At 69.1% G+C, this 23,808-nt stretch carries 19 protein-coding genes; 9 read left to right on the forward strand and 10 right to left on the reverse strand.

Features of this window, described 5'->3' with window-relative positions; translation table 11 throughout:
- Positions 1 to 399 precede the first annotated feature (399 nt).
- The 7 genes from DXZ73_RS14340 to DXZ73_RS14370 all read right to left on the reverse strand — a co-directional run bounded on the left by DXZ73_RS14340 (position 400) and on the right by DXZ73_RS14370 (position 12,248).
- Positions 400 to 4,092 (reverse strand): hypothetical protein, encoded by a 3,693-nt coding sequence (locus DXZ73_RS14340; RefSeq protein ID WP_162890164.1) that lies wholly within the window; start codon positions 4,090 to 4,092, stop codon positions 400 to 402.
- A gap of 196 nt (positions 4,093 to 4,288) precedes the next feature.
- Complete coding sequence (locus tag DXZ73_RS14345; protein WP_240351336.1) at positions 4,289 to 5,380, reverse strand: hypothetical protein; 1,092 nt, start codon at positions 5,378 to 5,380, stop codon at positions 4,289 to 4,291.
- 76 nt (positions 5,381 to 5,456) lie between these two features.
- Positions 5,457 to 6,047 carry an RICIN domain-containing protein gene (locus DXZ73_RS39435; RefSeq protein ID WP_116211388.1) on the reverse strand — a complete coding sequence of 197 codons (591 nt, stop codon included), beginning with the start codon at positions 6,045 to 6,047 and terminating at the stop codon, positions 5,457 to 5,459.
- Positions 6,047 to 6,586, reverse strand: a complete 540-nt coding sequence (locus DXZ73_RS40595) for an RICIN domain-containing protein (protein ID WP_116211389.1) — start codon at positions 6,584 to 6,586, stop codon at positions 6,047 to 6,049. Before DXZ73_RS40595 ends, DXZ73_RS39435 begins: the two co-directional genes overlap by 1 nt.
- Positions 6,587 to 6,617: 31 nt before the next feature.
- Positions 6,618 to 8,195, reverse strand: coding sequence for an AbfB domain-containing protein (locus tag DXZ73_RS14360; RefSeq protein WP_240351338.1), 1,578 nt, complete (start codon positions 8,193 to 8,195; stop codon positions 6,618 to 6,620).
- A gap of 229 nt (positions 8,196 to 8,424) precedes the next feature.
- Positions 8,425 to 9,816 (reverse strand): IS1380 family transposase, encoded by a 1,392-nt coding sequence (locus DXZ73_RS14365; protein WP_116209103.1) that lies wholly within the window; start codon positions 9,814 to 9,816, stop codon positions 8,425 to 8,427.
- Between the two features lie 1,043 nt (positions 9,817 to 10,859).
- Positions 10,860 to 12,248: an HtaA domain-containing protein gene (locus DXZ73_RS14370; protein WP_116211391.1), complete on the reverse strand. Its 1,389-nt coding sequence runs from the start codon at positions 12,246 to 12,248 to the stop codon at positions 10,860 to 10,862.
- 114 nt (positions 12,249 to 12,362) lie between these two features.
- On the opposite strand from DXZ73_RS14370, the gene DXZ73_RS14375 reads away from it, so the two are divergent.
- The 7 genes from DXZ73_RS14375 to DXZ73_RS14405 all read left to right on the forward strand — a co-directional run bounded on the left by DXZ73_RS14375 (position 12,363) and on the right by DXZ73_RS14405 (position 19,780).
- Positions 12,363 to 13,397 (forward strand): heme/hemin ABC transporter substrate-binding protein, encoded by a 1,035-nt coding sequence (locus DXZ73_RS14375; RefSeq protein ID WP_240351339.1) that lies wholly within the window; start codon positions 12,363 to 12,365, stop codon positions 13,395 to 13,397.
- 10 nt (positions 13,398 to 13,407) lie between these two features.
- Positions 13,408 to 14,487: a FecCD family ABC transporter permease gene (locus DXZ73_RS14380; protein WP_425315916.1), complete on the forward strand. Its 1,080-nt coding sequence runs from the start codon at positions 13,408 to 13,410 to the stop codon at positions 14,485 to 14,487.
- Positions 14,487 to 15,317 carry a heme ABC transporter ATP-binding protein gene (locus DXZ73_RS14385; protein ID WP_425315836.1) on the forward strand — a complete coding sequence of 277 codons (831 nt, stop codon included), beginning with the start codon at positions 14,487 to 14,489 and terminating at the stop codon, positions 15,315 to 15,317. The genes DXZ73_RS14380 and DXZ73_RS14385 overlap by 1 nt, the downstream gene beginning before the upstream one ends.
- Before the next feature lie 153 nt (positions 15,318 to 15,470).
- On the forward strand, positions 15,471 to 16,601 hold the full coding sequence (gene efeO / locus DXZ73_RS14390) for an iron uptake system protein EfeO (protein ID WP_116211393.1): 1,131 nt from the start codon (positions 15,471 to 15,473) through the stop codon (positions 16,599 to 16,601).
- Between the two features lie 48 nt (positions 16,602 to 16,649).
- Positions 16,650 to 17,918 (forward strand): iron uptake transporter deferrochelatase/peroxidase subunit, encoded by a 1,269-nt coding sequence (efeB, locus tag DXZ73_RS14395; protein WP_116215618.1) that lies wholly within the window; start codon positions 16,650 to 16,652, stop codon positions 17,916 to 17,918.
- A gap of 34 nt (positions 17,919 to 17,952) precedes the next feature.
- Entirely contained in the window at positions 17,953 to 18,921 is a 969-nt protein-coding gene (gene efeU / locus DXZ73_RS14400) for an iron uptake transporter permease EfeU (RefSeq protein ID WP_116211394.1), read from the forward strand.
- The gene (locus tag DXZ73_RS14405; protein WP_240351734.1) at positions 18,908 to 19,780 is read left to right on the forward strand and encodes a hypothetical protein; all 873 of its coding nucleotides are present in this window, start codon (positions 18,908 to 18,910) and stop codon (positions 19,778 to 19,780) included. Before efeU ends, DXZ73_RS14405 begins: the two co-directional genes overlap by 14 nt.
- A 39-nt stretch (positions 19,781 to 19,819) precedes the next feature.
- Here DXZ73_RS14405 and DXZ73_RS14410 read toward each other — a convergent pair whose 3' ends face one another.
- Together DXZ73_RS14410 and DXZ73_RS14415 are read right to left on the reverse strand one after the other, a co-directional pair.
- On the reverse strand, positions 19,820 to 20,548 hold the full coding sequence (locus DXZ73_RS14410) for a bifunctional DNA primase/polymerase (RefSeq protein ID WP_116211396.1): 729 nt from the start codon (positions 20,546 to 20,548) through the stop codon (positions 19,820 to 19,822).
- Positions 20,549 to 20,678: 130 nt separating this feature from the next.
- The gene (locus tag DXZ73_RS14415; protein ID WP_116211397.1) at positions 20,679 to 21,290 is read right to left on the reverse strand and encodes a TetR/AcrR family transcriptional regulator; all 612 of its coding nucleotides are present in this window, start codon (positions 21,288 to 21,290) and stop codon (positions 20,679 to 20,681) included.
- A gap of 127 nt (positions 21,291 to 21,417) precedes the next feature.
- Here DXZ73_RS14415 and DXZ73_RS14420 point away from each other — a divergent pair, with 127 nt between their 5' ends.
- On the forward strand, positions 21,418 to 21,600 hold the full coding sequence (locus DXZ73_RS14420) for a DUF6243 family protein (protein WP_116211398.1): 183 nt from the start codon (positions 21,418 to 21,420) through the stop codon (positions 21,598 to 21,600).
- A 118-nt stretch (positions 21,601 to 21,718) separates the two neighbouring features.
- The gene (gene ddaH, locus DXZ73_RS14425; protein WP_338059157.1) at positions 21,719 to 22,549 is read left to right on the forward strand and encodes a dimethylargininase; all 831 of its coding nucleotides are present in this window, start codon (positions 21,719 to 21,721) and stop codon (positions 22,547 to 22,549) included.
- 161 nt (positions 22,550 to 22,710) lie between these two features.
- Here ddaH and DXZ73_RS14430 read toward each other — a convergent pair whose 3' ends face one another.
- Positions 22,711 to 23,724, reverse strand: coding sequence for a small ribosomal subunit Rsm22 family protein (locus DXZ73_RS14430; RefSeq protein WP_116211399.1), 1,014 nt, complete (start codon positions 23,722 to 23,724; stop codon positions 22,711 to 22,713).
- Positions 23,725 to 23,808: the final 84 nt, after the last annotated feature.

Genomic DNA, 23,808 nt, shown 5'->3' on the forward strand with positions numbered 1-23,808 from the left:
ATCCATGGACAGTACCTCCAGATAACCCTCCTGTCGGGGCGACAGTCTAGCCGCACCCGACAGGAGGAACTCGCATCCTGTGAGACCTACTTGCCCGGACGGGTCCAGGGACCTCTGTTTATGCTGATCTCTGCGCCTTCTATTGGCCCGAGCAATGCATGCTCAAACTCCTCATAAATCTCGCGATCCGTATCATGAATCTGAAAATCTATACTCTTTGGGATACTTGAATGCCGGATCCTGAGGACGATTCCACCTGGGCCAAGTTCCTCAGCGGCATCAAGGGCCACACCCTCATAGTCGTGAGTCCATGAGGTGAACTCGCTATCGGGATTCCCTCCCGCGTGACGGGCTGGATCAGAATGCCCACCCCTGGGCACTGCCCGGCCCTGTAGAGCTTCAGCATACTTCGGATGCCCCCTTTGGGATTCCCCGATAGAGGTATTCGCCCTCCTCGTCGCAGCGATCGGAATCGCGTGTCGAGATCGCCGTGCGGCCTGCGCGCGCACCACCGAACATCGATACCGAGACTTGTGTCGCAAAACTGACGGGCTTGGCATTTTTTGGCTTGGGTTTGCCCGGATTAGATTTCACTCGACAGGAGGCAGGAACCTTCTTTTTGATCTCCTTTATGATCTCTTCGATTTTCTTTACACGCTTCTTCGCGTCGGCAGACTTTTTCAGAAGCTTTCCGATGCCCAACAGGCGCTTGGCGGCAGTGTAGAGTTCATCCAGCTTCCAGACGGCCTTGGCCAGCTTGGATGCAGGGATGAGCTGAATCAGCGCGGTGACGCAGCTTACGACGTCAAACTCGCGGATGCATTTTTTGATTTCCTCGCGCGGGATGAATTCCAGGAGGATTTCGCTGCCGATTTCGATCAGATAGTCATCGATCGACTTATCGGAGAGCTTCCGGTCCTCCTCATACTGCTCCGGAGAAATTCCGCGTTCTCTGAGCTCTTTCTCTTCCTCCGGAGTCAGCTCGGAGCCAATGCCCTCGCCATCCTGCTTGACCGCTTCTTCGCGCGCCTTGCGTTCCTGCTCGCGCTCGTAGTCCTCGGCCTTCTTGGCAGCTTCGTCAGCTTCGCGGGCGTACTTCCCAGCGTTCTTGGCTGCTTCCTCGGCCGACTTGGCGTGCTCTTCGGCAGAGTCGGCCAGCTTGCCGGCGTCGGTGGCGTCCTTCTTCGCCTGGGTCGCGGCGTCCTGGGCGACGGTCGCTTCCTTCTCGGCCAGGGTGGCGGCGCTGCTGGCGGCGGTGGCCTGGTTCTCCGCGTCGGTCGCGGCTCCTCGTGCCCGTTCCGCCTCTGCCTCGGCCTGAGTTGCGGCATTGCGTGCTGCCGCTGCGTCCGCGTAGGCCTCGTTGGCGGCCTGCACGGCCTCCTTCGCGTCGGCCTGAGCCTGGGCGTCGGCCTGGTTGGCGCGCGCTGCGGCCGATCTTGCCTTGGCTCCGTCCTCTGCAGCCTGGGCAGCGGACTTCATGGCCGCGGCCGACGAACGAGCCGCGTCAGCTGAGGAACGCGCCGCGTTCGCGGCGGCCTTGAACGCCGGAGCCACCTGTGCGTTGGCCCGGTTTGCTGCTGTCTCGGCGTCCTCCGCGGCCTTGACCGCCTCTGCGGCCTTGGCATCGGCCGAGGCGACCTGCTTCTCGCCCGTCTCCTGGGCGGCCTTGGCCACCTCGGTCGCGAAGTCGGCGTCGACATCCGTGCCGGAGAAGGGAGCGGTCAGGTTGATGGCGGTGTTGGCCGGGTCGGCGATGCCGGCCGCCGTGGACCTGGCCGCTGCGGACGCCTGCACCGCAACACCGGCCTGGAGCTGCGCCATCGCGGCTTCGCGGGTCGCGCCGTCGGCCTCGTCCCTGGTTCGGTTCGCGGCCTGCAAGGCACCGTTCGCCTCGATCGCGGCCAGCCCGGCCAGCCGGGCCGCCTCAAACGAGGCAATGCCCGCACGGGCCTCCTGAGCGGTTGCTTCAGCGGCCTTCGCGTCGGCCCGCTGCGCCGAGGCGTGCGTGGCGGCGGCCTCGGCTGTGGCCTTGTTCGCCGCCGCGTTGGCGGCGGAGGCGGCAGCCTCCGCGTTGTTCGCCGCAGCGTTGGCCTGCGCAGCGTGCGCACCGGCTTCCGCGGCAGCGGCCCGGGATCGGGCGGCTGCTCCTGCGGCCTCGGTGGCCGCGGCGCGGGACCTCGTGGCCGCACCACCGGCCTCGTCAGCAGCGGTACGGGCTCGGTCGGCAGCCTCGCCGGACGCCTTGGCATCGAGCCGCGCCGCATCCGCGTGAGCGCGCGCCAGAGCGCCTTCTTCTGTCCCCTTGAGGGACGCCGCAATCGCCTCGTCGGCCTTGACCCGGGCTTCTGCGGCCCTGTGCTCCTGCTCGGCGTCGAACGCCTTGTTTCTGGCCTCGCGAGCCTTGGTCTCCTCGCCACGGGCCCGTTCGTCGGCGCCGGCGGCCTTTCCTTCCTGCTCGGCGGCAGCCGCCCGCTTCTCGGCCGCATCGGCGGCGGCCGCCTTGGCATCCGCGCGCTTGGCGGACGCAGTACGGGCCTCGGCCTCCGCACGCGCCTTCGCCGCGGCTGCGTTGTCCCGCTCGCGCTCGGCCCGGGCCCGGGCCTCGGACGCCAGGGCGCGCTCATGCTCGGCGGTCTTGCGCTGCTCGGCGGCGATCTTCGCCTGCCGCTGGGCCTCAACCCGCGCCTCGCGGGTCTTCTTGGCGTGATCCCAGGCCGCTGTCTCCGCCTTCTCGGCGTCGATGCGGGCCTGCTTGCTCCGCGCGGCCGCAGTCTCGGCGATCTTCGCCTGCTTGCCTGCAGCATCGGCCAGGCGTCCTGCGGCCTTGGCGTGCTCTTCGGCGTTGGCCCGCCACTGCTTCGCCTGCTGCTCATGCAACTCGGCCTGGTTCTTGGCATTGAGCCCCGCCGCGTCCGCGGCGGTTGCCTCCACCGCGTGCTGCGCGGTCTCGCTCGCCTTGACCGCCGCATCGGCTGCCGCCGCGATGCCCGCCGCAACCTCGGCCCACTGGACGCCATGAGTCAGCCCGGTCTCCACCAGCACGTCGGCCTGGGTCTTGGCCTGCCGTGCCGCGACGTCGGCCGCCTTGGCCGCCCAGCCGGCGTACTCGACCTGGCGGGCGACCTCGGCCTTAACCTGGTCGTAGTCGGACAGCCGCTTGCCGGCCCGGTCCGCGGAGAGCATCCGGTCGGCCTGCCGCGAGGCCGCCGCCGCCGAACTCATCGCGTTGGACGACATCTTGAGCGCCTTGACGGCGTCTCCGTGCGCGGTGATCAGCTTGGTGCGGGCATCCGCCGCGCGGGCGGCCTTCTCGGCCAGGTCCCGCAGTTTGTCCGCGGCCTCCTGGGCCTCCTTCAGGGCCTTCTCGTGCGCTGCCCGGTCGTCGGCGTCCTTCTGCGCGGCAACCAGGTAGCCCTTCTCCAGGAACTCCGCGATCTTCTGGTCGTCATTGGTGGCCAGCGCGGCCTGGGCGGCCTTCTTCACCTCCGGACCGCCGGCGCCGACCAGCATCTCCACGCGCTTACGGTTCTCCTCCGCGCGCTTGCGGTCGTTGTCCTCGGTCTTCTTGTCCCGCTGCCGGGCGATGTCGGCACCGAACGCCAGGAAGTCGGCACGGTCCCGGGCCGACCCCTTCAGGACGCGGTCGACCTCCTTCTCGAAGTACGGACCGCCGGTGCCGCGCATCGCCTCGATCTGCTGGCGATTCTTGACGTCGGTGGCGTCCTTCTTCTCCATCGCACGCTTGCGGGCATCGGCCTCGCCGTGCGCCAGGAACTCCCGGATCGCGTTCGGATCGCTGCTCTCCAGGGCCTTCTTGGCGGCCTCCTTGACTTCCTCCTCTTCGTCGAACTCGGCGAAGTCCTCGACGAGTTGCCGGTCCCGTTCATCACTGATCTGATCCAGTTTGGACTTCGGTGCGGCGGCCGGCGCCTTGGCCGTCGCTTGCCGCGCGGCATTCAGGCGGTCCAGGGCGGAAAGCGCCGGGGCGTTGAGTCCGGTTGCCCTGGCAGACGAGTCGACGGCGGCTGCAGCCTGCCCCGTCAAGCCGCCCAGCAGCGCAACAGCCACCGTTATGGAAACGGCCTTGCTCACCACTGCGGGTGCGCCACCGCGTAAACCTCCGGCTCTGGGCCGGAATCGTCTGTCCCTCACGGGAGAACCTCCTGCTGGAATGCAAAAGAAAACCCCTGCCCTATGCGTGTGGGCAGGGGGATCGAATGAAGAAGGAGAAACCGCGGGAACGGCAGAGGCGCCCGGCTGACGGGCTATGCACCTCGGCCGTACGGAATCAGCCCCGCATGCGGATCTCGCTGTCCTGGGCCCGGTCGAACATGTCCTTCCAGAACGCGGCCGAACCGGCCGCCTCCGTCTGCTCCTTGGCCCAGGAGTCCTGGTTGGCCTCAGCGGACCCGGCGATGTTCTTCCAGAGCCCGTCCGCGCTCTCCTTGGCGGTCTTGGCGATATTCCGCCAGCTTTCCGCCTGCGCCTTGGCCGTGTCCTGCTCAGCCAGCCACGCCTTCCGCGCGGCATCGGCGTGCTCAGCCACTGCCTTCCAGGCCTGCTCGGCCTCGGCCCGGGCCTTGGCTGTGTCGGCCGCGTTCTTCAGGTCCCGCTCGGCGGCAGTGGCCTTCTCGATCAGGAGCGTCAGTGTGCGATGCCGCAGCACCTCCGCATCCGCGACCCGCATTCGATAGCCATCCAGGTCCAAAGCGGCACCGGCTGCCCAGCCGTAGCCAAAGAACTCTGCGACGTCAGCATCTGTGGATCCGGCCCGCAGCGCCCATTGCGCCGCGACCCGCACCTGCTCGCCTGGGTCGTGCTCCTCGAGGGTACGCACGAAGTCTCGTTCGTTCGCGGCGACTTCCTGCCAGTGCTGCGCGTCAGCCTCCCTGGCAGATCGGTCACGCTGCTGGGCTTCGGCGTAGCCGGTCCTGACGAAGGCCGCGCGGTCGGCATCCGTGCCCTTCAGGGCGCGTTCGGCTGCGGCGCGCACCTCGGGGGAGAACTCTGCGGTGTGGGTGCTCACCACTCGTTCGCAGAACGCCGTGTTCCGGGAGCGGGTGGTCCTCATCCGCTGCTTGGCGGCGTCATAGCCGCCGCCGGGGGCCAGCCATTCAGTGATCGCCACGTCGCCCCGGGAACTGCGCAGCGCGTTCCACGCTGATACGCGCACCTCGGCGGGGAGGTTCGACTTGGCTATCTTGAGGACGCGGTTGCGCGCGTCCTCGGCCGCGGCGGCCGCGATGAGCGAAGACTGATCGGCCGATGCGACGATCGGGGCAGGGGTGGAGGCCCATGACTGCGTCGCTCCCGCGAGGGATCCGCCGCCGACCAGCAGGCTGACCGTCAGCGTCTGCGCAACCCACCGCTGACGGTTCACTTCGGGTCTCTCAAGAAAACAACCTGCATTGCAGTGCTCTCACTCCTGGAGGAACGGGCTGTGGTCACGGCGCCGGTCAACTGACGGGCAGGACCCGCCAAAGCTGGGCGGCGGTCTGGTTGCAGTACCACTGCTGCACCGTCGCGCCGTTGGCCGTCCCGGCGTCATATACGTCCAGACAGCGCTCCTTGGTGTGCGTAGGCCGCAACTGGAAGAGCTTCTTCTGCTGATCAACGAGGATCATGCTCCAACGCATGTTCTTGCCCCCGTTGCAGTCCCATTGCTGAACAGTGGCGCCAGCCTGAGTACCACTGTTCTCCACTTCAAGACACTTGGTGCTTGGCACGGACCGGAGTTCGAAGGAAGAATTATCTGTGGGAATAGCCCGCCACTGCTGAGTACTGCTCCCGTCACACTCCCATTGCAGTGCACGCGCACCATTCTTGGTGTTCCCAGGGTTAACACTGTTGAGGTCTAGACATTTGCCGCTATGTGAAACTTCGAGTCGTACGACTGCCCCTGACGCGACAGAGGAAATGGGAGTGCGCCCTTCAGCGTGTGCGGTGGCCAAACCGCCGACAGCCGCAGCGAGACTAACAGTGGCGGCCAGCACACTTCGTACGATCATTGCCATGAAAAAGTCCATTCCTTTCTCTGTGGTGAACATCAAGAATCGACTGACTGAAGGCGCCAATGCTGCATGGGGTGCTGGATGCAGCGCTGGACCAGGGTGTGCGCACCGTCGCTATTAAGGGCATTAGGGTCGATAGTCAGGCACTGGTCAGCGTCCCGATCAAACCAAGTCGTAAACCGCAGTTCGTACAGGTCCTTGGTGACATCGACCAGTATCACCCTCCATTTAGATTCATCGTCGCCATCGTCGACGCACCACCTCTGTGCGGTTCCGTAGATGCAACTACCGCTATGTTTGGCACGTATGCGGAAAAGCGCCGAACCGCTAGGTATAAGCTCAAAGAGCTGGTTGTCCAAGCCATCTTCACAGGTGGACTGTATTACCTCGGCATATGACCGCATGCTGCCCTTTTCGACGGTGAGGCATTTTCCGCTGTATTCCACCTGCAACCGCACATATGACGGACTTTGAGAGGCGGATGCCGGAGCCGTGGCCGCGCTACAAATCAGCACGGCCGCGCTGGCTCCAATTGCTAGCGCGGATCGCAATGTTCGGGACGTCATAGGATCCATTTTCCTCAGGAGAGATCAACAGAAAGTGGGGTCAGGGTGCAAGCGGGGGAGAAATATTCCAATGAGTCTTCGACTCATTGGGCCAATCGTCCTCATGTATGGGTTGTATACTGCCGTACCAATTCCTCAGCCAAGCCCTTCGATCGTTCACCATCTGGAAAGCTGTCCAGTTACCCGAAGGGCCCCTTCGGGCGCACCAAGTGGAGTTCCTGCGAAATTCCTGACTACCGTCGTCCGGAACGGCATATGCACCCCAATACGGCTCTGGCTTATCCACCAATGCCAGGTAGTGGCCGGGTTTGCGCACCGACTCGAAGGAGAAGCAGCCAGGCTCGTTAGCGAGCCCGGGTACGACGGTCCAGGTGGCGTCCTGACGGTCGGACAGCTTGCTCTTAGCGTTGACGGGGGTGAGGAAGACTCCTCCGTCATCCACACTGGACTGGCGGATGTACCAGCCCGCCAGCTTGGCTTCCTCGGCCGACTGTACGGACTGCCGCCGTGCCCGCTTCAGGTTGTCCTCCTTGAGGAACTCGGCGACGTCTTCGTCACTGCCAGCCAGCGCCTTCTTGGCCGCGGCCACCAGACCAGGGTTCACCCCGCCGTTCTCCGCCGTGCTTTGAATGCTCAGAGCGAGCTTGCGGTTGGCCTCGGCGAGCTTCTTGCGGCGAGCCTCGTCGTCACGCTTGTACGCCTGCTCGGCCCCGGTGTGGATGAACTGCTTCCAGTCCGCAGGGTCAGCACTGAACACCGCCTTCTGGCCCGCGGCATAGAGCTCGGTGTTCCGGAGGTCGTCGGGCGCGACGCGCAGCAGCTCGCGGATGAAGTTGTCGTCGCCGAGGTTGAGCATGGCCTCGGAGGGCGTGATGCGGAACAGCGCCGCGGCACTCGTGCGGGCGGCCCGCTCCTTGAGGCGCTCGGCCTCCTTGCGGTTCTTCTCCTCCAGCTCCTTGCGCTCGTTGGCCATGTCCCGCTGGTGGGCTTCACGGGCGCCGTTGACGATGAACTCCCGCCAGGCCGGCGCGTCGCTGGCCAGCGCCTTGGCAGCCGCCGTCCGGACCTCCGGTCCGGCGGCGTCGTGCCTCATGATCGCGCGGATGAAGTTGTCGTCGCTGAGCGCCAGCAGGTCCGAGTTGCTCGGAATGCCAACTGCGAGCAGCGCCTGGGACTTGGCGAGTCTGGCCGCGCGCTCGACGTCGGCCTTGTCCTTCTCCCGCTGCTGGTCGAGCTTGTACGCCTGGTGGATGCCGGTCGTGATGAACCGCACGTGGTCCTCGGCCTTGGGGCTGGCCATCGCCTCCTCGGCGGCCGTGCGTACTGCTCCCAGCTCCTCGCCCGCGTCCCTGGCCTTCTGCCACAGCGCGTGGATGAAGTTGTAGTCGCTGAGCAGGAGTACGTCCGGCTTCGGGTCGAGCCGGACCACGGCCGCCGCTGCGACACGCTGCTCGTCGTTGGTCCCGATGCTGCCTGCGTCGGCCACCGCGCTCGACGGCGCGGCGACGGCGGTGCCCGGTGCGACGACGCCGGTGACGGCGGCCAGCGCGGTGGTCGCGACGATCCCGTGCGTGACGATTTGGCGCACGCCAGCCGAAGTGAAGCGTCTTTTGCGCATACTGATTTCAGTACCCCTCTGCCGCCGCATTCCGGCGACCCGATGTGTGCAGGGCTAAGCCCTGATCCACCGACGTGGTTTGGGGAGTGATCTTGTGACCGGTTTCGAGCCGGTTTGAGGTCGGTGGTTGGGCATGGGCAGGTTGTAGTCGCTGGTCTGCCCAGCTTTTCCACGGGTTCGGTTCCGGTTGGGCCCTGGCGGTGGGCGGGTCGGGTAGGGGCTGGTCGTGTCAGCCGGGTGGGCCGTGGACGGTGTCGAAGAGGTGTGTCCAGGCATGCTGCCAGGGCCAGTTGTGCGGCAGGTGCAGGGTGATGCGTCGTGCGGAGCGGGCGATCCGGGCCGGAACCTGGACCAGGTGGGTGCGGAGAGTGGCGGTGGTGGCCTTGGCGTGGAAGGCGGAGGCCAGTGCGCCGGCCGCCCGCAGCAGGTTGCAGGTCATCGCCCACAGGGTCAGCCAGGCGGAGTTGGCATGGAAGTGTCCCGAGGGCAGGTGGGCCAGGGCGGAGGCTTTGCTGTCGGCGATGACCTGTTCGACGACGGCGTGGTGGCGGTGTTCTTGCTCGGCCTGGAGGGTCCGGGCGGGATTGTCGGTGAAGAACGGGTGGTAGCGCCAGACGGGGAACAACTCGCCCTGCTCGCCCACGGTGGCGGGTTTGGCGAGGTCACGGACCCGGCGCACGATCAGCCGGGCCGTGACCCGCGAGGCTTTCCTGCGGCTGACGAAGGCGGCGTAGACGGGTATCTCGGCGACTTCGGCGTCCGGGATGAGGTCGCCGGTCTCCGGGTCGGGCACTGCGGTCGGGTAGGTGATCTGCTGCCAGGCGGTGTCGGGGATGCTGTGGATGGCCCGTTTGATGGAGGGGTTCATGCCGGTGGTGACCGAGAAGTGGGCGCCGGCCCGGCGGCAGGCGGCGATGACACCGGCGTTGTAGAACTGCGAGTCCGCGCGCAGGATGCGCATGCCGGTGCAGCCGGCCTCGACGGCGGTGGCCAGGGCCTCGCTGACGAGTTTCGGGGCGCCGCGGGAGTCGGCGGCTTTGCCGCGGCGCATCCGCACGGTGGCGATCACCGGCCGGGAGGCGGGGGTGCAGATCGTGGCGAGCAGGGGGTGCAGGGTGCGGATGCCTTTGAACCGGCCGTACTCGGCACCCTGCTTGGCCCGGCCGTAGACGCGTTTGTGGGTGGAATCGACATCGATGAATGCCTTCTCGTCGGAGCCGGGCAGCAGCGGGGTGTGCGCGGCCAGTTCCGCGAGGAACCTGCGGTGGACAGCGTGGAGTTGGAGGGCATGGCCATGGGTGAAGGAGCGGAGGAAGGTGCCCAGGGTGGACGGGGCACGGATCCCTCGGAACACGGTCGGCATCGCGCCGTGGCGCAGCGCGCCCAGGTCGTCGATGCTGTCGGCCCCTGCGGCCATGCCGGCCACGATGCTGGTGACCTTGGCGTCCGCCGCCGCACCCGCGCCGTTCTTCGCCCCGGTCAGCCTCACCTTCTCCGTCACCAGCCGGGGCAGACCGCACCGCCCGGCCAGTCGCATCACCGGGACCAGCCCGGCATGCGCGATCAGATTCGGGTCATCGAACACGGCGGAGACCGCCGCTGGCGTGTGGGAAACTTGCATCTCGGAAGTGCCTTGCTGATTATGCGTGCTGGAAGCCTGAAGAACTCCCATCATTGCAGGTCACAAGGCACTTTCTTGTTTTCCAAGACGTTATCCACAAGGCGTCCGGCGGTGGATCAAGGCTAAGGCGGTGGAGTCCGCCAAACCGCCCTGATCAGGGAGCTGCCACGCTCGGTACGCCGCTCCTTTTAGGCAGAGCGCCGCCGCAACGCCCCGCTCCCGTGAATGCCTCCAGCACCGCACCGATTGCGACACCGCCGAAGCTCGCTTGCGATGGCCTCGGCCCGCCTCGCCGCAAGCCGCAGCCGTCGCGCTTATCGCACGCCCCTACCGACGACGTAGGCGTTCAGTGCCTCTCAGCCCATAGCCGAGAATGAACGAAGGAGCTGCACAGCCGCTCTAATTGGCGACAGCATCCGCTTTCGAAGGGATGCCGTTCTTCTACTCGCCGAGCATCCCGACAGCCGAGGCCCATGGCTCGGCGAACCCCAACACGACGGCATCAACGGCTGTCGCTACGGCCAAATACACAGACTTGCGGTTCACAATTCTCCCCAGCTTTGTGAACGAACACCCCGGGGCATGCATGGCATGGCGGAGTGCCATCACTCCGCCAACCCCCTCCCGCATGCCGACCAGCCAGGCCGGTCTCCAAGACCGTATCCGGCATATGCCGCACGCCGCAATGGGCTTCTTCTTGCCACCCGTCCCTGGCATTCCAAGCTGCATTCCTTGACGGCAGCCTCAGGGCGCCTGATCACCGCCAGTTGATTCATCCACACGAAAAGCGAAGGTCAACGTACTGCAAAACAACGCGAGTTGATAAGTCTTCGAGGCTCGCCACCGTCGACTACACGCGTCGGCGTCCAGGGCCGCCAGAGCGCCCACCCGGCCAGCAGCGCCGGTCTGCCCACTTGGCCGATTCATTACTACCTGGACCGTGCCCTATGTGGCGATCGGCCACTGCCGCCACGTAGGAAACGGACCGCCCGGGTCGGCCGTGGCGCATGGGGGGACGTCACGGACGACACCGGGCAGGCCGGTCATTCGCCTGAAACGGAATCAGATGCCCCCGTTGCGGGCGTCGCCCGACGCCGCTGGATCACCAGGAAAACCGCACCCGCCACCACCAGCGCACCCACCCCCGCAACCACAACCGGAAGCACCGGGAAGGAGTCGGACGAGGAGGAGGCCTCAGCCGATTCGGGCGCAGGTGCAGGCACCGCGGAAGCAGAAGGCGATGCCTTGCCCAGGTTCGGCAGCGGCGGGAGCTTCGCCGTCGCGGTCAGTGGGACGGCGAGCGAGACGGGGTCCATGTCCGCGCCCTCCTTGTACACCCCGCCGAACGCCTTCGCGCCCTCTGCCGTCAGTTTCGCCGGGGCCTCGGTGACGGCGGCGAGGCCGTTCTTCTCGGTCAGGGCGGACGCGTCGAAGGTGACAAGCGGAAGGGCCTTGCCCTCGCCGCTGCCGCCTGCGACGTCCGCCGACAGCGTGCCCTTGCCGTCCTTCACGGCCGCCTTGACCGCGCCGAGGGTGAGGTCGAGGTGCTTGCCGGTGAAGCGGAGGGTGCCGTCGAAGGAAGCGTCGAGTGCCTTCTTCTCCGCGTCGTACGCGCCCTTGCCGCGCGGGAAGCGGAACAGCGCGCCGCCGTCCTGGGCGCCGTCGCCCACCTTCCAGGAGCCCTGGGCGATGGGGCCGGAGACGTACTCGCGGAACGTGCGGCGCACCCCCCAGTCGACGGCGGCTTCCTTGAACTCGCCCTTGGGAAGGTCCGGTTCATTCGCCTTCTCGGACGGTGCGGTCCCGACGTCGGCGGACAGGCTCACGGGGTCGAGCGCCGTACCCGCCTTGTAGTAACCGCCGAACGCCTTCTCGCCATCAGAGGTGAGTGTGGCGGGAACGTTCGTCAGCGTGACGGCAGCGGCATCGTCGCCGCGCAGGTTCACGCCCGAGAGGTCGAGCGAGGCAAAGGGCACGTGGGAGGCCGTGGTGACCTCGCCCGTCCCCCTGGCCTTGCCGGTCATGTCGGCGTACAGCGTGCCTTTGCCGCCGGAGACACCGACGGCCGGGTGGCTGAGGGTGAGGTCGAGGTCGTACGAGCCGTCGGGCTTCTTGTGGCCGGTGAAGCGCACCCCGCCCTGGAAGGACGCGTCGAACGCGCCGGCGTCGGAGTCGTACGAACCCTTGGCGGAGTGGAAGCGGAACTGGTTGTCACCCTCCGTCGCCGCCCCGCCCTGCAGCTCCCAACTGCCGTGCGCGGCCGGTCCGGTGACATAGCTCTGGAAGGAGGATTTGATCCCCCAGTCCAGCCGGCCGCCGGATATCTCCCGGGCCTCCGCCGCGTGTGCGGTGGCCATCGGCGTCAGCGCCGCCAGCAGCGCCGTGAGGAGGCCGAGGGCCGGGAGGCGGGCGGGTCTGGACGGGAGCAGCATGAGGGCCCCTTTCGGGCAGGTCAGCAGGCTTCACCACATAGCAATTTAGGTAAGGCTAACCTAAGCTATATCCCATCAGGTCGGAAACCCCCGGCCGGAGCGAAAGGCGGAACCGTGCTTCAACGGCAGTCGGCGGGCCCTCCGATACGTACCCGGCGTCGCATCGGCGCACTCGTCGCCCTGCTGACTTTCCTGGCCGCACTCACCGGCCTCACCGCCTGCTCCAAGAGCGAAAGCGGAAGCCCGTCGCAGAGCACAGCCGCAGCCGACCGCGTCGAACCGCTCAAGGGCGCGCCACGCCCTCAACTCCCCGTCACCGTACGGTCAGTCGACGGCCACGACGTGACCGTACGCAGCGCGGACCGGATCGTCCCGCTCACCGGCGCCCTCTCCGAGATCGTCTTCACGCTCGGCCTCGGCGACCACGTCGTGGCGCGTGACATCACCGCCACCTTCGACCAGGCGCAGAAGCTCCCCGTCGTCACCCGCGCCCACGACGTCTCCGCGGAGGGCGTCCTCTCGCTCAAGCCGACGCTCGTCCTCGCGGAGACCACCACCGGGCCCGCCACCGCCATCGACCAGATCCGGGACGCCGGCATCCCCCTCGTCGTGCTCGACCCGGCGAAGCGACTGGACGACGTCGGCCCGCGCATCGACAAGGTGGCCGCGGCCCTCGGCGTCCGCCCCGCCGGTGACGAGCTGCGACGGCGCACCGAGCAGCGCGTCGACGCCGCGAGGAAGAACATTCCGCACGACGGCGGGAAGAAGCCGCGGGTCGCGTTCCTCTATCTGCGCGGCTCGGCGTCCGTCTATCTCCTCGGCGGCGCGGGCTCAGGCGCCGACTCGCTCATCGAGGCGGCGGGCGGGGTGGACGCGGGCAAGGAGTCGGGCCTGAAGAGGGACTTCACTCCCCTCACCAGCGAGGCTCTGGCCAAGGCGGCCCCCGATGTCGTGCTCGTCATGAGCAAGGGCCTCGACTCGGTCGGCGGCGTGGACGGCCTCCTCAAGATCCCCGGGGTCGCCCAGACCCCCGCCGGGATGGACCGCCGCGTCGCCTCGGTCGACGACGGCGTCCTGCTGAACTTCGGGCCCCGCACCGACACCGTGCTCGCCTCCCTGATCGAGCAGATCCACCCGAAGGGGGCCTGACGTGGCCCTCCTGGCCAAGCCGCCCGAACTCTCCGCCACCGACGGGGACACCCCACCCCGGCGCCGCCGTACGGGCCCGCTCCTCGCCCTCGGCATGACCGCGGCCCTCCTCGCCCTCTGCCTCCTCTCGGCGGGCCTCGGCGCGTACGACATCCCCGTCGGCGACGTACTCGGCTCGCTGCTCCACCGCACGGGCCTCGGCGGTCACGCGCTGGACCGGGTCGGCGAGAGCGTGCTGTGGAACGTCCGGCTGCCGCGCGTGGCCCTCGCACTGCTCGTCGGCGCGTCGCTGGGGTGCGCGGGCGCGCTGATGCAGGGCGTGTTCGGCAACCCGCTCGCCGAGCCCGGCGTCATCGGCATCTCCGCGGGCGCGGCCGTCGGGGCGGTCGCCTCGATCGCGCTCGGGCTGACCTTCCTCGGCAACTGGACGGTGGCGGTGTGCGCGTTCGTGGGCGGGCTGGCGACGGTCCTGCTGGTGTACGCGCTGTCGCGGTCCGGCGGCCGTACGGAGGTGGTGACCCTCATCCTCACCGGCATCGCGGTGAACGCGTTCGCGGGCGCCCTCATCGGCCTGTGCGTCTTCCTCGCGGACAGCGCTCAGGTCACCCAGATCACCTTCTGGCAGCTCGGCTCGCTCGCCCAGGCGACGTGGCCGAAAGTGCTCGCCGTGCTGCCGTGCGCGGTGGCGGGGCTGGCCGTCGCGCCCTGGTTCGCCCGGAAGCTGGATCTCCTCGCCCTCGGCGAGCGCCCCGCGCGTCACCTCGGGGTGGACGTCGAGCGGCTGCGCCTCGTACTGGTGCTGGTGGTGGCGCTGTTGACGGCGGCCGCGGTGGCCGTGGCCGGGATCGTCACCTTCGTGGGGCTGCTGGTGCCGCACCTGCTGCGCATGGCGGCGGGCCCTGGGCACCGCTTCCTCGTCCCGGGCAGCGCGCTGGGCGGCGCGCTCGTCCTGGTCGCCGCCGACCTCGCGGCCCGCACGGTTGCCCAGCCGGCGGAACTCCCGCTGGGCGTCCTGACGGCGTTGCTCGGGAGCCCGTTCTTCTTCTGGCTGCTGCGCAGGACGCGGCGCAGACAAGGGGGTTGGGCCTGATGCGTTCCCTCTTCCGGTCCCGTACGCGGCATCTGCCGCTCCCCTCCCCCATCGGGACCGTGCGGGCCGAGGCCCGTGCCCTGCGGGTGCGGCTCGGGGGCCGTACCGTCCTCTCCGAGGTCGAGCTGGCCGTCGCCGGGGGCGAAGTGCTCGCGCTCGTCGGGCCGAACGGCGCCGGGAAGTCCACCCTGCTCGCCGCGCTCGCCCACGACCTGCCCGCGGAGTCGGGCGAGGTGTGGATCGACGGGCGGCCCGCCGGCGCCTGGACGCCCGCCGACCTCGCGCTGCGCCGGGCCGTGCTGCCGCAGTCGGCGGAGCTGTCGTTCCCCTTCCCCGCCCGGGACGTCGTACGGATGGGCCGCGCGCCCTGGGCCGGTAGCGACGCGGAGGACGAGGACGACGAGGCCGTGCGGAGTGCCATGGCCGCCACCGAGGTGACCCGCTTCGCGGACCGGTCCTTCGCCGCGCTGTCCGGCGGCGAGCGGGCCCGGGTCTCGCTCGCCCGCGTCCTCGCGCAGCGCGCCCCGCTGCTGCTGCTCGACGAGCCGACCGCCGCGCTGGACCTGCGCCATCAGGAACTGGTGCTGCGGGTGTGCCGGGAGCGGGCCGCGGCGGGCGACGCGGTGGTGGTCGTCCTGCACGACCTGGGCCTCGCCGGGGCGTACGCGGACCGGGTCGCCGTGCTGCACCGGGGCCGGATCGCGGCCGAGGGCCCGCCGTCCGAGGTCTTCGACGCGGAATTGCTGAGTCATGTCTATATGCAGCCGGTGGAGGTAATTGATCATCCGCGCACCGGTGAACCCTTGGTGATCCCGAGACGAGAGGGATGAGATTTTCGCCGCGTGAGAGCAGAATCACGCACCGTTTGGGGAACAGGGTAGGCAAGCCTCAGATAAGTTAGGGCGGCCTAATTAGGCCATGTTGTTCCGGCCAAGTTCGGCCGAGTTCAGTTCCGCCCTCCTTGAACATGCCTGGAGCCCCGTATGCGAGTCCTCCGCTCCTCTGCCGTCACCGCCGTCGCGGCGGCAGCAGCCCTGACCGCCGTGTCCGGTTGCGCCGAGAAGTCGGACAGCAAGGGCTCGGACGCCGTCAACGTCACCGCATCCGACGACAAGTGCGAGCTCTCCAAGACCTCTTTCCCGGCCGGGCACGTCAAGATCAATGTCCAGAACAAGGGCTCCAAGGTCACCGAGGTGTACGTCTACGCCCCGGACGACCGGATCGTGACCGAGCGCGAGAACATAGGCCCCGGCACCAAGGCGGAGATCACCGCCACCATCAAGGCCGGTTCGTACGAGGTCGCCTGCAAGCCCGGCATGAAGGGCGACGGCATCCGTCAGAAGATCACCGTGACGGGCGGCGGCGCCGAGAAGAAGAGCGACCCGGCGCTGGACAAGGCCGTCGCGGAGTACCGCAAGTACGTGCAGCAGCAGGCCGACGAGACGATCCCCGCGGCGCAGAAGTTCGCGGACGCGGTCAAGAACGGCGACCTGGACGAGGCGAAGAAGCAGTACGCCGTCTCCCGCACCGGCTGGGAGCGGACCGAGCCGGTCGCGGAGTCCTTCGGTGACATCGACCCGAAGGTGGACGTCCGCGAGGACGGCCTGGAGAAGGACCAGAAGTGGACCGGCTGGCACAAGCTGGAGAAGTCGCTCTGGGACGACAAGAAGATCTCGGACGACGACAAGAAGCTCGCCGACCAGCTGATGACGGACCTCAAGGACTGGCAGAAGCGCGTCGGCACCGCCGAGATCACCCCGACCAGCATGGCCAACGGCGCCAAGGAACTCCTCGACGAGGTCTACCGGAACAAGATCACCGGTGAGGAGGAGCGCTACAGCCACACCGACCTGATCGACTTCGAGGCCAACGTGGACGGCGCCGAGAAGGCGTACGGCCTGCTGAAGCCGGTCGCCTCCAAGCACGACCCGGAGCTCACCAAGGAACTGGACAAGCAGTTCGACGCGGTGAAGAAGGCGCTCGGCGACTACCGCGAGGGCGACAGCTTCAAGTCGTACGACACCGTCGGCAAGGACGACCGCAAGAAGCTGTCCGACGCCGTCAACGCCCTCTCCGAGCCGCTGTCCAAGCTCGCCGCGGCCGTCGCGAAGTAATCCGGGGAGACGACTTCCATGGCTGACGAGAAGACGACGGACGCGAAGATGACGGACGAGACGTCCACCGGCGGGAAGAAGCCCGCGCCCTCCCGCCGCTCCATACTCGGCTGGGGCGGTGCCGGGCTCGCGCTGGGCGCGGCCGCCGCCGGGGGCACCGCCGCCGCGCTGCGCGGCGGTGACGACGCCTCGCCCTCCGCCTCCGCGGGCGACGCCGTGCCGTTCTTCGGCGACAACCAGGCCGGCATCGCCACCGCCGTGCAGGACCGCCTGCACTTCGCGTCCTTCGACGTGACCACCACCGACCGTGCCGCGCTGGTCAAGCTGCTCCAGGAGTGGACGGCCGCCGCCGCGCGGATGACGGCCGGTCACGAGGTCGGCGAGGGCGCGATCGGCGACAACGAGGAGCTGCCGCCGGACGACACCGGCGAGGCCCTCGGCCTCAAGCCCTCCCGGCTGACCCTGACCTTCGGCGTCGGTCCCGGCCTCTTCGAGAAGGACGGCAAGGACCGCTTCGGCCTCAAGTCCCGCCGCCCGAAGGCCCTGATCGACCTGCCGGCCTTCCCCGGCGACAACCTCGACGCGGCCCGCAGCGGCGGCGACCTGTGCGTCCAGGCCTGCGCGGACGACCCCCAGGTCGCCGTGCACGCGATCCGCAACCTCGCCCGCATCGGCATGGGCCGGGTCGCGATCCGCTGGTCGCAGCTCGGCTTCGGCAAGACGTCCTCGACGACGCCCGACGCGCAGACCCCGCGCAACATGATGGGCTTCAAGGACGGCACCCGGAACATCGCGGGCACCGAGAACGACCGCCTCGGCAAGTACGTCTGGGTGGGGCAGAAGGACGGCCCCGACTGGATGGTCGGCGGCTCCTACCTCGTCGCCCGCCGCATCCGGATGCACATCGAGACCTGGGACCGCACCTCGCTCAAGGAGCAGGAGGACGTCTTCGGCCGGGACAAGTCCGAGGGCGCCCCGCAGGGCATGCAGCGCGAGCGCGACGAGCCCAACCTCAAGGCGATGAAGGACACCGCCCACGTGCGGCTGGCCCACCCGGACAGCAACCACGGCGTGACGATCCTGCGCCGCGGCTACTCCTTCACGGACGGCACCGACGGCCTGGGCCGCCTGGACGCCGGCCTGTTCTTCATCGCGTACCAGAAGGACGTACGGGACGGCTTCGTGCCGCTCCAGACGCAGCTCGCGGCCAAGGACGCCCTCAACGAGTACATCCAGCACGTGGGTTCCGCGGTCTTCGCCGTCCCGCCGGGCGTCCGCGGCAAGGACGACTGGTGGGGCAAGGCGCTCTTCGCGTGATCGACGTTTCAGCGGAAACAGGAGGGAACGCCGTATGTTCGGCAACTACCTGATCGGCCTGCGCGAGGGTCTGGAGGCCAGCCTGGTCGTCTGCATCCTCGTCGCCTATCTGGTCAAGACCGGCCGCAGGGACGCCCTGCGCCCGGTGTGGCTCGGCATCGCGGTGGCCGTGCTGCTGAGCATGGGCTTCGGCGCGCTGCTGCAGTTCGGCTCGCAGAGCATGACGTTCAAGGCGCAGGAGATGCTCGGCGGTTCGCTGTCGGTCGTCGCGGTCGGCCTGGTCACGTGGATGGTCTTCTGGATGCGGCGCACCGCGCGGCACCTGAAGAAGGAGCTGCACGGCAAGCTCGACGCGGCGCTCGCGATGGGCACCACCGCGCTGGTCGTCACCGCGTTCCTGGCCGTGGGCCGGGAGGGCCTGGAGACCGCGCTGTTCATCTGGACGGCCGTGCAGGCGACCGACGACGGCGTACGGCCGCTGGTCGGCGCGCTGCTGGGCCTGCTGACGGCCGTGGTGCTGGGCTGGCTGTTCTACCGGGGCGCGCTGAAGATCAACCTGGCGAAGTTCTTCACCTGGACCGGCGCCATGCTGATCGTGGTGGCCGCGGGCGTGCTCGCGTACGGCTTCCACGACCTCCAGGAGGCCGACGCGCTGCCGGGTCTGGGGAACAAGGCCTTCGACATCAGCGAGCAGATCCCGGTCGACAGCTGGTACGGCACCCTGCTGAAGGGCGTCTTCAACTTCCAGCCGGACCCGACCTGGCTCCAGGTCGCGGTGTGGGCGCTGTATCTGGTACCCACCCTCCTGGTCTTCTTCGCCCCGGGTAGGGTGGCGCCGAACCGAGCAGCCACCAAGGAGTCGAAGTCCCATGAGACGCCGGCAGTCCCACAGGCCGCCGACCGCTCCGGCGGTGCTGACAGCGTCGGCGCTGCTGCTGACGGCGACCGGGTGCGTGACGGTGCACGGCGAACGGGAGATCATCCCGTCGGTGGACAGGGCTGAGGCCCCCAAGGTCCTCCAGCGCTTCACGGAGGGCTACAACGAGGCGTACCGCAAGCTCGACCGGGGTGTCATAGCCCGGGTCGAGAGCGGTCCGCTCGCCGAGATCGGCGATGCCGACATGACGACGCAGAGCGCGCTGACGCCGGGCGGCAACCCGAAGTATCCGCCCCTCGTCCTCGACGACGCCCGCTTCACGATCCCCAAGCAGGCCGGCTGGCCGAAGTTCTTCCTCGCCGACACCCGCAGCAACCGCGACGGCAACCGCTGGTTCGTGGTCTTTCTGCGCGACGGCGTCAAGGAGCCCTGGCGGGCCGCCTATCTGTCGATCCTCAGCCCCGACAAGGTGCCGGTGTTCGCCACCGACAAGGACGGCTACGCGCAGGCCGTGCCGGCAGCCAAGGGCGAGGACCCGGCCCTGGCCACCGCGCCGAACGCGGTGAGCACCGCGTACACCGACTTCCTGCGGACCGGCTCCGGGCGGACGTTCGCGCCGGGCCCGCGCACCACCGGGCTGCGCGAGGACCGCGACAAGATCAAGCGGACGCCCACGTTCTGGACGGAGTTCATCGACACCCCGGAGCGCCCCGACGGCTTCCCCACGCCGGCGCTGCGCACCGAGGACGGCGGCGCGCTGGCGTTCTTCACCGCGCACCACCGGGAGCGGCGGACCATGGCCGAGGGGCTGCGGCCCGCGATCACCGATCCGCGGATGAAGGCTCTGCTGGCGGGCGATCTCAAGCGGTCGGTGACGTATACGAAGGTGTCGGAGTCGGCGGTCCGGATACCACCCGCCAAGTCGGACGACCGGGTCGTCTTCCTCAACCGCATCGAGGGCGTGACGGCGGTCAAGGGCGAGTAGCCGTCAGCCCGTCCGGCGATCGAGGACGCGCCCGCAGGGCTAGCGGCTCATCGGCCAGGCCGCGGACTCATGATGGTCGGGCCGGTCCCCCGCGTACCGCGCACACGCATCCGTCAGCGCCTCCAGCAGCGACAGCGGATCCGGAAGCTGACGCTCAGGCCCGTACAACCACTCGACGCCGCCGTCCGACGGCAACCGCGAGGGCGGCAACAGGACATAGCTCCCCCGGCAGTGCCACCGCAGCCCCGGATGCTCGTCCATCGTCTCCGGGTGGCAGTCCAGCTCGCAGGGCCACCACTCGTCCTCGTCGTCGGGCGTGCCGCGGGTGGCGGTGAAGAAGAGCATGCGGTCGGGGGTGACGGTGGCGACCGGGCCCACCTCGACGCCGGCCGCCTCCAGGCGCTCCAGGGCCTTGCGGCCCGCCTCGGCGGGGACGTCGAGGACGTCGTGCGCGATGCCGGTGGCGGTGATGAAGTTGGCCTCCGGCTGGGCCCGCAGCCACTTGGTGACCTGTTCGGCGTCGGTGGTGGCGAGGGTCTGCCAGGCGAAGGAGACGGGGTGGCGGCCGGGCGTCGGACAGCCGATGCGCTCACAGGAACAGCCGTAGCCCGACGGGTGCGCGGCGGGGGCCAGCGGGAAGCCGGCGGCTGCCGCGGCCAGGAGCAGTTCTTCGCGGGCGGCCTCGAAGGCCGCTCCGGTACCCGTATCGCCGCCCGCTCCGCTCCTGGGGCGGCGCAGCCACTGGGAGAACCTGCTCTTGCGTTCCATCTATCCCCTCACTTCGACCGCGGTATCCGTCAATGCTGCCACCATCCTGCTCCTGGTGTGACCGTCGGACCTATCCAGGTGGTGTGAGACCGGCCGCTCGCGCGGCCCCGCACGGGTGCCGGCGCGGGTCTCAGCGCGGGGCGAGGCCGCGCAGTGCCAGGTCGACCACGGTGTCCGCGTAGTCGTGGGTGAGCGGGTGGGTGCGGTTGTGCCAGCGGTGGAACAGCGGGCCGACCAGCAGTTCGAGGGCGACCCGGAGGTCGACGTCCTCGGCCACCTGTCCGGCCGCCTGCGCGGAGCGCAGCCTGCGGACGTACGACTGGAGCTGGGGTTCGAGGACCCTTTCGGTGAGCGCGCGGCCGAGCTCGGGGTCGTTCTGCGTCTCGGCGGACAGCGCGCGCGTCGCGGCTTCGAGGCGTTCGCCGGTGAGCCCGTCCACGGTCGCCCGCAGGACGAACTTCAGGTCGGCTTCGAGGTCGCCGGTGTCGGGCAGCTCGACGGCGGCCGGGTCGTCGATGCCCTCGGGCACGACCGCCTCGAAGAGGACCGCCGCCTTGGAGGGCCACCAGCGGTAGATCGTCTGCTTGCCGACACCCGCGCGGGCGGCGATGGCCTCGATGGTGAGCTTGGTGAATCCGACCTCTCCGACCAGTTCGAGGGCGGCGTCGAGGATCGCGCGGCGGGAGCGCTCGCTGCGGCGGCTGACGTCGGGGCTCTTGGGGGCGGGTGCCTTCTGGGACATGGCCGCATCCTAGCGAGCATTCACACCCCGCGAGGCGAGACGTATCGTCTTGACAAGCCATCGCGCCTCGTTCAGCCTTACGAGTGAAGCGAGACGGCACGTCTCGCCATATCGGGAGGAGATTCCCATGAGCAGGGGCAGCGCGGGCAACATGCTCGGAGTCGGCGGCACCCGCAGCAACCTCTCCCGCGGCGCGCTCCGCGGCGGCCGGGGCGGCCGCACCGGGGGCGGCACGGACGTACAGGCCCAGAAGCGGGAACTGCTGCGGAAGTTGCGGGAAGGACGGGACGAAACCAACGGCGCACAGTGAGCCAGTGGTAAACCACCCGTACGGTTCATGCGCCAAAGCCCTTGGAGCGAGGACGATTTGGGGCACGTGCCACAACGCCGCACGTGCCCCACACCACCGTAAGGAGCTCTCCTTGCGTATCGCTCCTCCTGCCGCCGCCGTCCCCCGGCGGACCGCCACCCCGCGGCGCTATCTCATGTGCCCCCCGGCCCACTTCAGGGTCACCTACTCCATCAACCCCTGGATGGATCCCGCCAAACCGGTCGACCTGCGCCTCGCGCTCGCGCAGTGGGAGGACCTGCGCGACCGGTACGTCTCCCTCGGGCACACCGTGGAGGAGCTGGAGCCCCGCCCCGACCTGCCCGACATGGTCTACGCCGCCAACGGCGCCACCGTCGTCGACGGGCGGGTCCTGGGCGCCCGCTTCGCCCATCCCGAGCGCGCCGCCGAGGCGGCCGTCCACGCGGAGTGGTTCCGCGCGCACGGCTACCGCGACGTCCTCGAACCGGAGCACATCAACGAGGGCGAGGGGGACTTCGCCGTCACCGCGTCCTGGCTGCTGGCCGGGCGCGGCTTCCGCAGCAGCCCGCTGTCCCACCCCGAGGCGCAGGAGTTCTTCGGGCGGCCGGTGATCGGGCTCGACCTGGTCGACCCGCGCTACTACCACCTGGACACGGCGCTGTCCGTGCTCGACGGCGACGAGGTCATGTACTACCCCGGGGCCTTCTCGCCCGGCAGCCGGGCCGTGCTGGAGCGGCTCTTCCCCGACGCGCTGATCGCCACGGAGGAGGACGCCTCGGCGCTGGGGCTGAACGCGGTGTGCGACGGCCGCCACGTGTTCCTGCCGCAGGCCGCGGTGGGCCTCTTCGCCCCGCTGCGGTCCCGGGGTTACGAGCCGCTGGGGCTGGACCTGGGCGAGCTCCTCAAGGGCGGCGGAAGCGTCAAGTGCTGCACACAGGAGCTGCGCTGACGGTGGGTCACATCGCGTGTCGACCGCCGGTCCGTCGCGCCCGGTGCGGGCATGGATCCGCACTCGCACCAGCTGGATCCAGCCCGTCCGGCGTTCGAGGACACGCGACGAAGCCGCGTCAGGGGTCCGGGGGCTTGCCCCCCGGCTGCGGGAGGAGGCGGTCAGTCCTCCTGGGGCGACGCCCAGTCGTCGCCCCAGTCCGTGTCGCGCGCGGCCTTGTAGAGGGCGCCGTGCCGCTTGGTCACCGTCTCCCGGGCGAGGCCGTCCTCGGGGGTGCACAGGTCGAGCAGCACCTGGCCCTTGCGGATCTGCGGCTTGCGCACGACGCGCGCGGGCGCGGCCGGCACGTCCATGTCGCGCACCGCGGCCACGTACGAGAACTTCTCGTCCTCGTACGGCAGCGAACCGCCCTTCACCTGCCTGTGGAGGGACGAGCGGCTCACCCGGGCGGAGAAGTGGCACCAGTCCGAGCCCGGCTCGATCGGGCAGGCGCCGCTGTGCGGGCAGGGCGCGACCACCCGGAACCCGGCCGCGATCAGGCGGTCGCGGGCCTCGATGACGCGGAGGTAGCCGTCGGGCGTGCCCGGTTCGATCATGACGACGGCGCGGGCGGCGCGGGCCGCCTCGTCGGTCACCGCCCGGCGGTCCGCCTCGGTGAGCTCGCCCAGGACGTAGGAGACGGTGACGAGGTCCGTGCCGTCGGGGATGGCGAGGGCGCCGCCGATGGTCTGCCGCCGCCACTGCGCGGTGCGCAGCCCCTCGTCCTGGGCGGCGCGGGCCAGCTCGGCGCCGAGCGCGAGGGCCGGCTCGGCCCAGTCGAGGACGGTCGTCCGGCGCTCGTGCCCCGCCCAGGCGGCGGCCACGGCCCAGCTCGCGGCGCCCGTACCGCCGCCGACGTCGACGTGCGAGGCGGGCACCCACTCCGGGAGCCGGTCCCGGAAGGCCTCCAGCGCGGACCGCACGGCCTCGAAGGTCGCGGGCATCCGGTACGCGGCGTACGCCACCACGTCGGAGCGGTCCCGCAGCACGGGTGTGTGCGTCGGGGTGCGCCCCCGGTAATTGGCGATCAGCCGCTCGACGGCCTGCGAGGCCTGCCGCGGCGGCAGCCCGTCGAGCACCGAGGCGAGCGCGGTGCGCAGATTGTCGGCGACGGGGAGGGGATGGGGGGCGTGCATTCGCAAAATTCTACGGTCTGGGAAACGGGGCCCGGGGCGAACGTCTCGGGGTACACGAACTCAGCCCGGCCGGCGTTTGAGGCC

The sequence above is a fragment of the Streptoverticillium olivoreticuli subsp. olivoreticuli genome (genome assembly GCF_003391135.1).
Classification (GTDB): domain Bacteria; phylum Actinomycetota; class Actinomycetes; order Streptomycetales; family Streptomycetaceae; genus Streptomyces; species Streptomyces blastmyceticus.

Excerpts from the sequence above, each read along its gene's own strand:
- DXZ73_RS39435 (WP_116211388.1), bottom strand. The coding sequence starts at position 6,047 with ATGTTCACCACAGAGAAAGGAATGGACTTTTTCATGGCAATGATCGTA.
- DXZ73_RS40595 (WP_116211389.1), bottom strand. The coding sequence starts at position 6,586 with ATGGATCCTATGACGTCCCGAACATTGCGATCCGCGCTAGCAATTGGA.
- DXZ73_RS14360 (WP_240351338.1), bottom strand. The coding sequence starts at position 8,195 with ATGCGCAAAAGACGCTTCACTTCGGCTGGCGTGCGCCAAATCGTCACG.
- DXZ73_RS14365 (WP_116209103.1), bottom strand. The coding sequence starts at position 9,816 with ATGCAAGTTTCCCACACGCCAGCGGCGGTCTCCGCCGTGTTCGATGAC.
- DXZ73_RS14370 (WP_116211391.1), bottom strand. The coding sequence starts at position 12,248 with ATGCTGCTCCCGTCCAGACCCGCCCGCCTCCCGGCCCTCGGCCTCCTC.
- DXZ73_RS14385 (WP_425315836.1), top strand. The coding sequence starts at position 14,487 with ATGCGTTCCCTCTTCCGGTCCCGTACGCGGCATCTGCCGCTCCCCTCC.
- efeO (WP_116211393.1), top strand. The coding sequence starts at position 15,471 with ATGCGAGTCCTCCGCTCCTCTGCCGTCACCGCCGTCGCGGCGGCAGCA.
- efeB (WP_116215618.1), top strand. The coding sequence starts at position 16,650 with ATGACGGACGAGACGTCCACCGGCGGGAAGAAGCCCGCGCCCTCCCGC.
- efeU (WP_116211394.1), top strand. The coding sequence starts at position 17,953 with ATGTTCGGCAACTACCTGATCGGCCTGCGCGAGGGTCTGGAGGCCAGC.
- DXZ73_RS14410 (WP_116211396.1), bottom strand. The coding sequence starts at position 20,548 with ATGGAACGCAAGAGCAGGTTCTCCCAGTGGCTGCGCCGCCCCAGGAGC.
- DXZ73_RS14415 (WP_116211397.1), bottom strand. The coding sequence starts at position 21,290 with ATGTCCCAGAAGGCACCCGCCCCCAAGAGCCCCGACGTCAGCCGCCGC.
- DXZ73_RS14420 (WP_116211398.1), top strand. The coding sequence starts at position 21,418 with ATGAGCAGGGGCAGCGCGGGCAACATGCTCGGAGTCGGCGGCACCCGC.
- DXZ73_RS14430 (WP_116211399.1), bottom strand. The coding sequence starts at position 23,724 with ATGCACGCCCCCCATCCCCTCCCCGTCGCCGACAATCTGCGCACCGCG.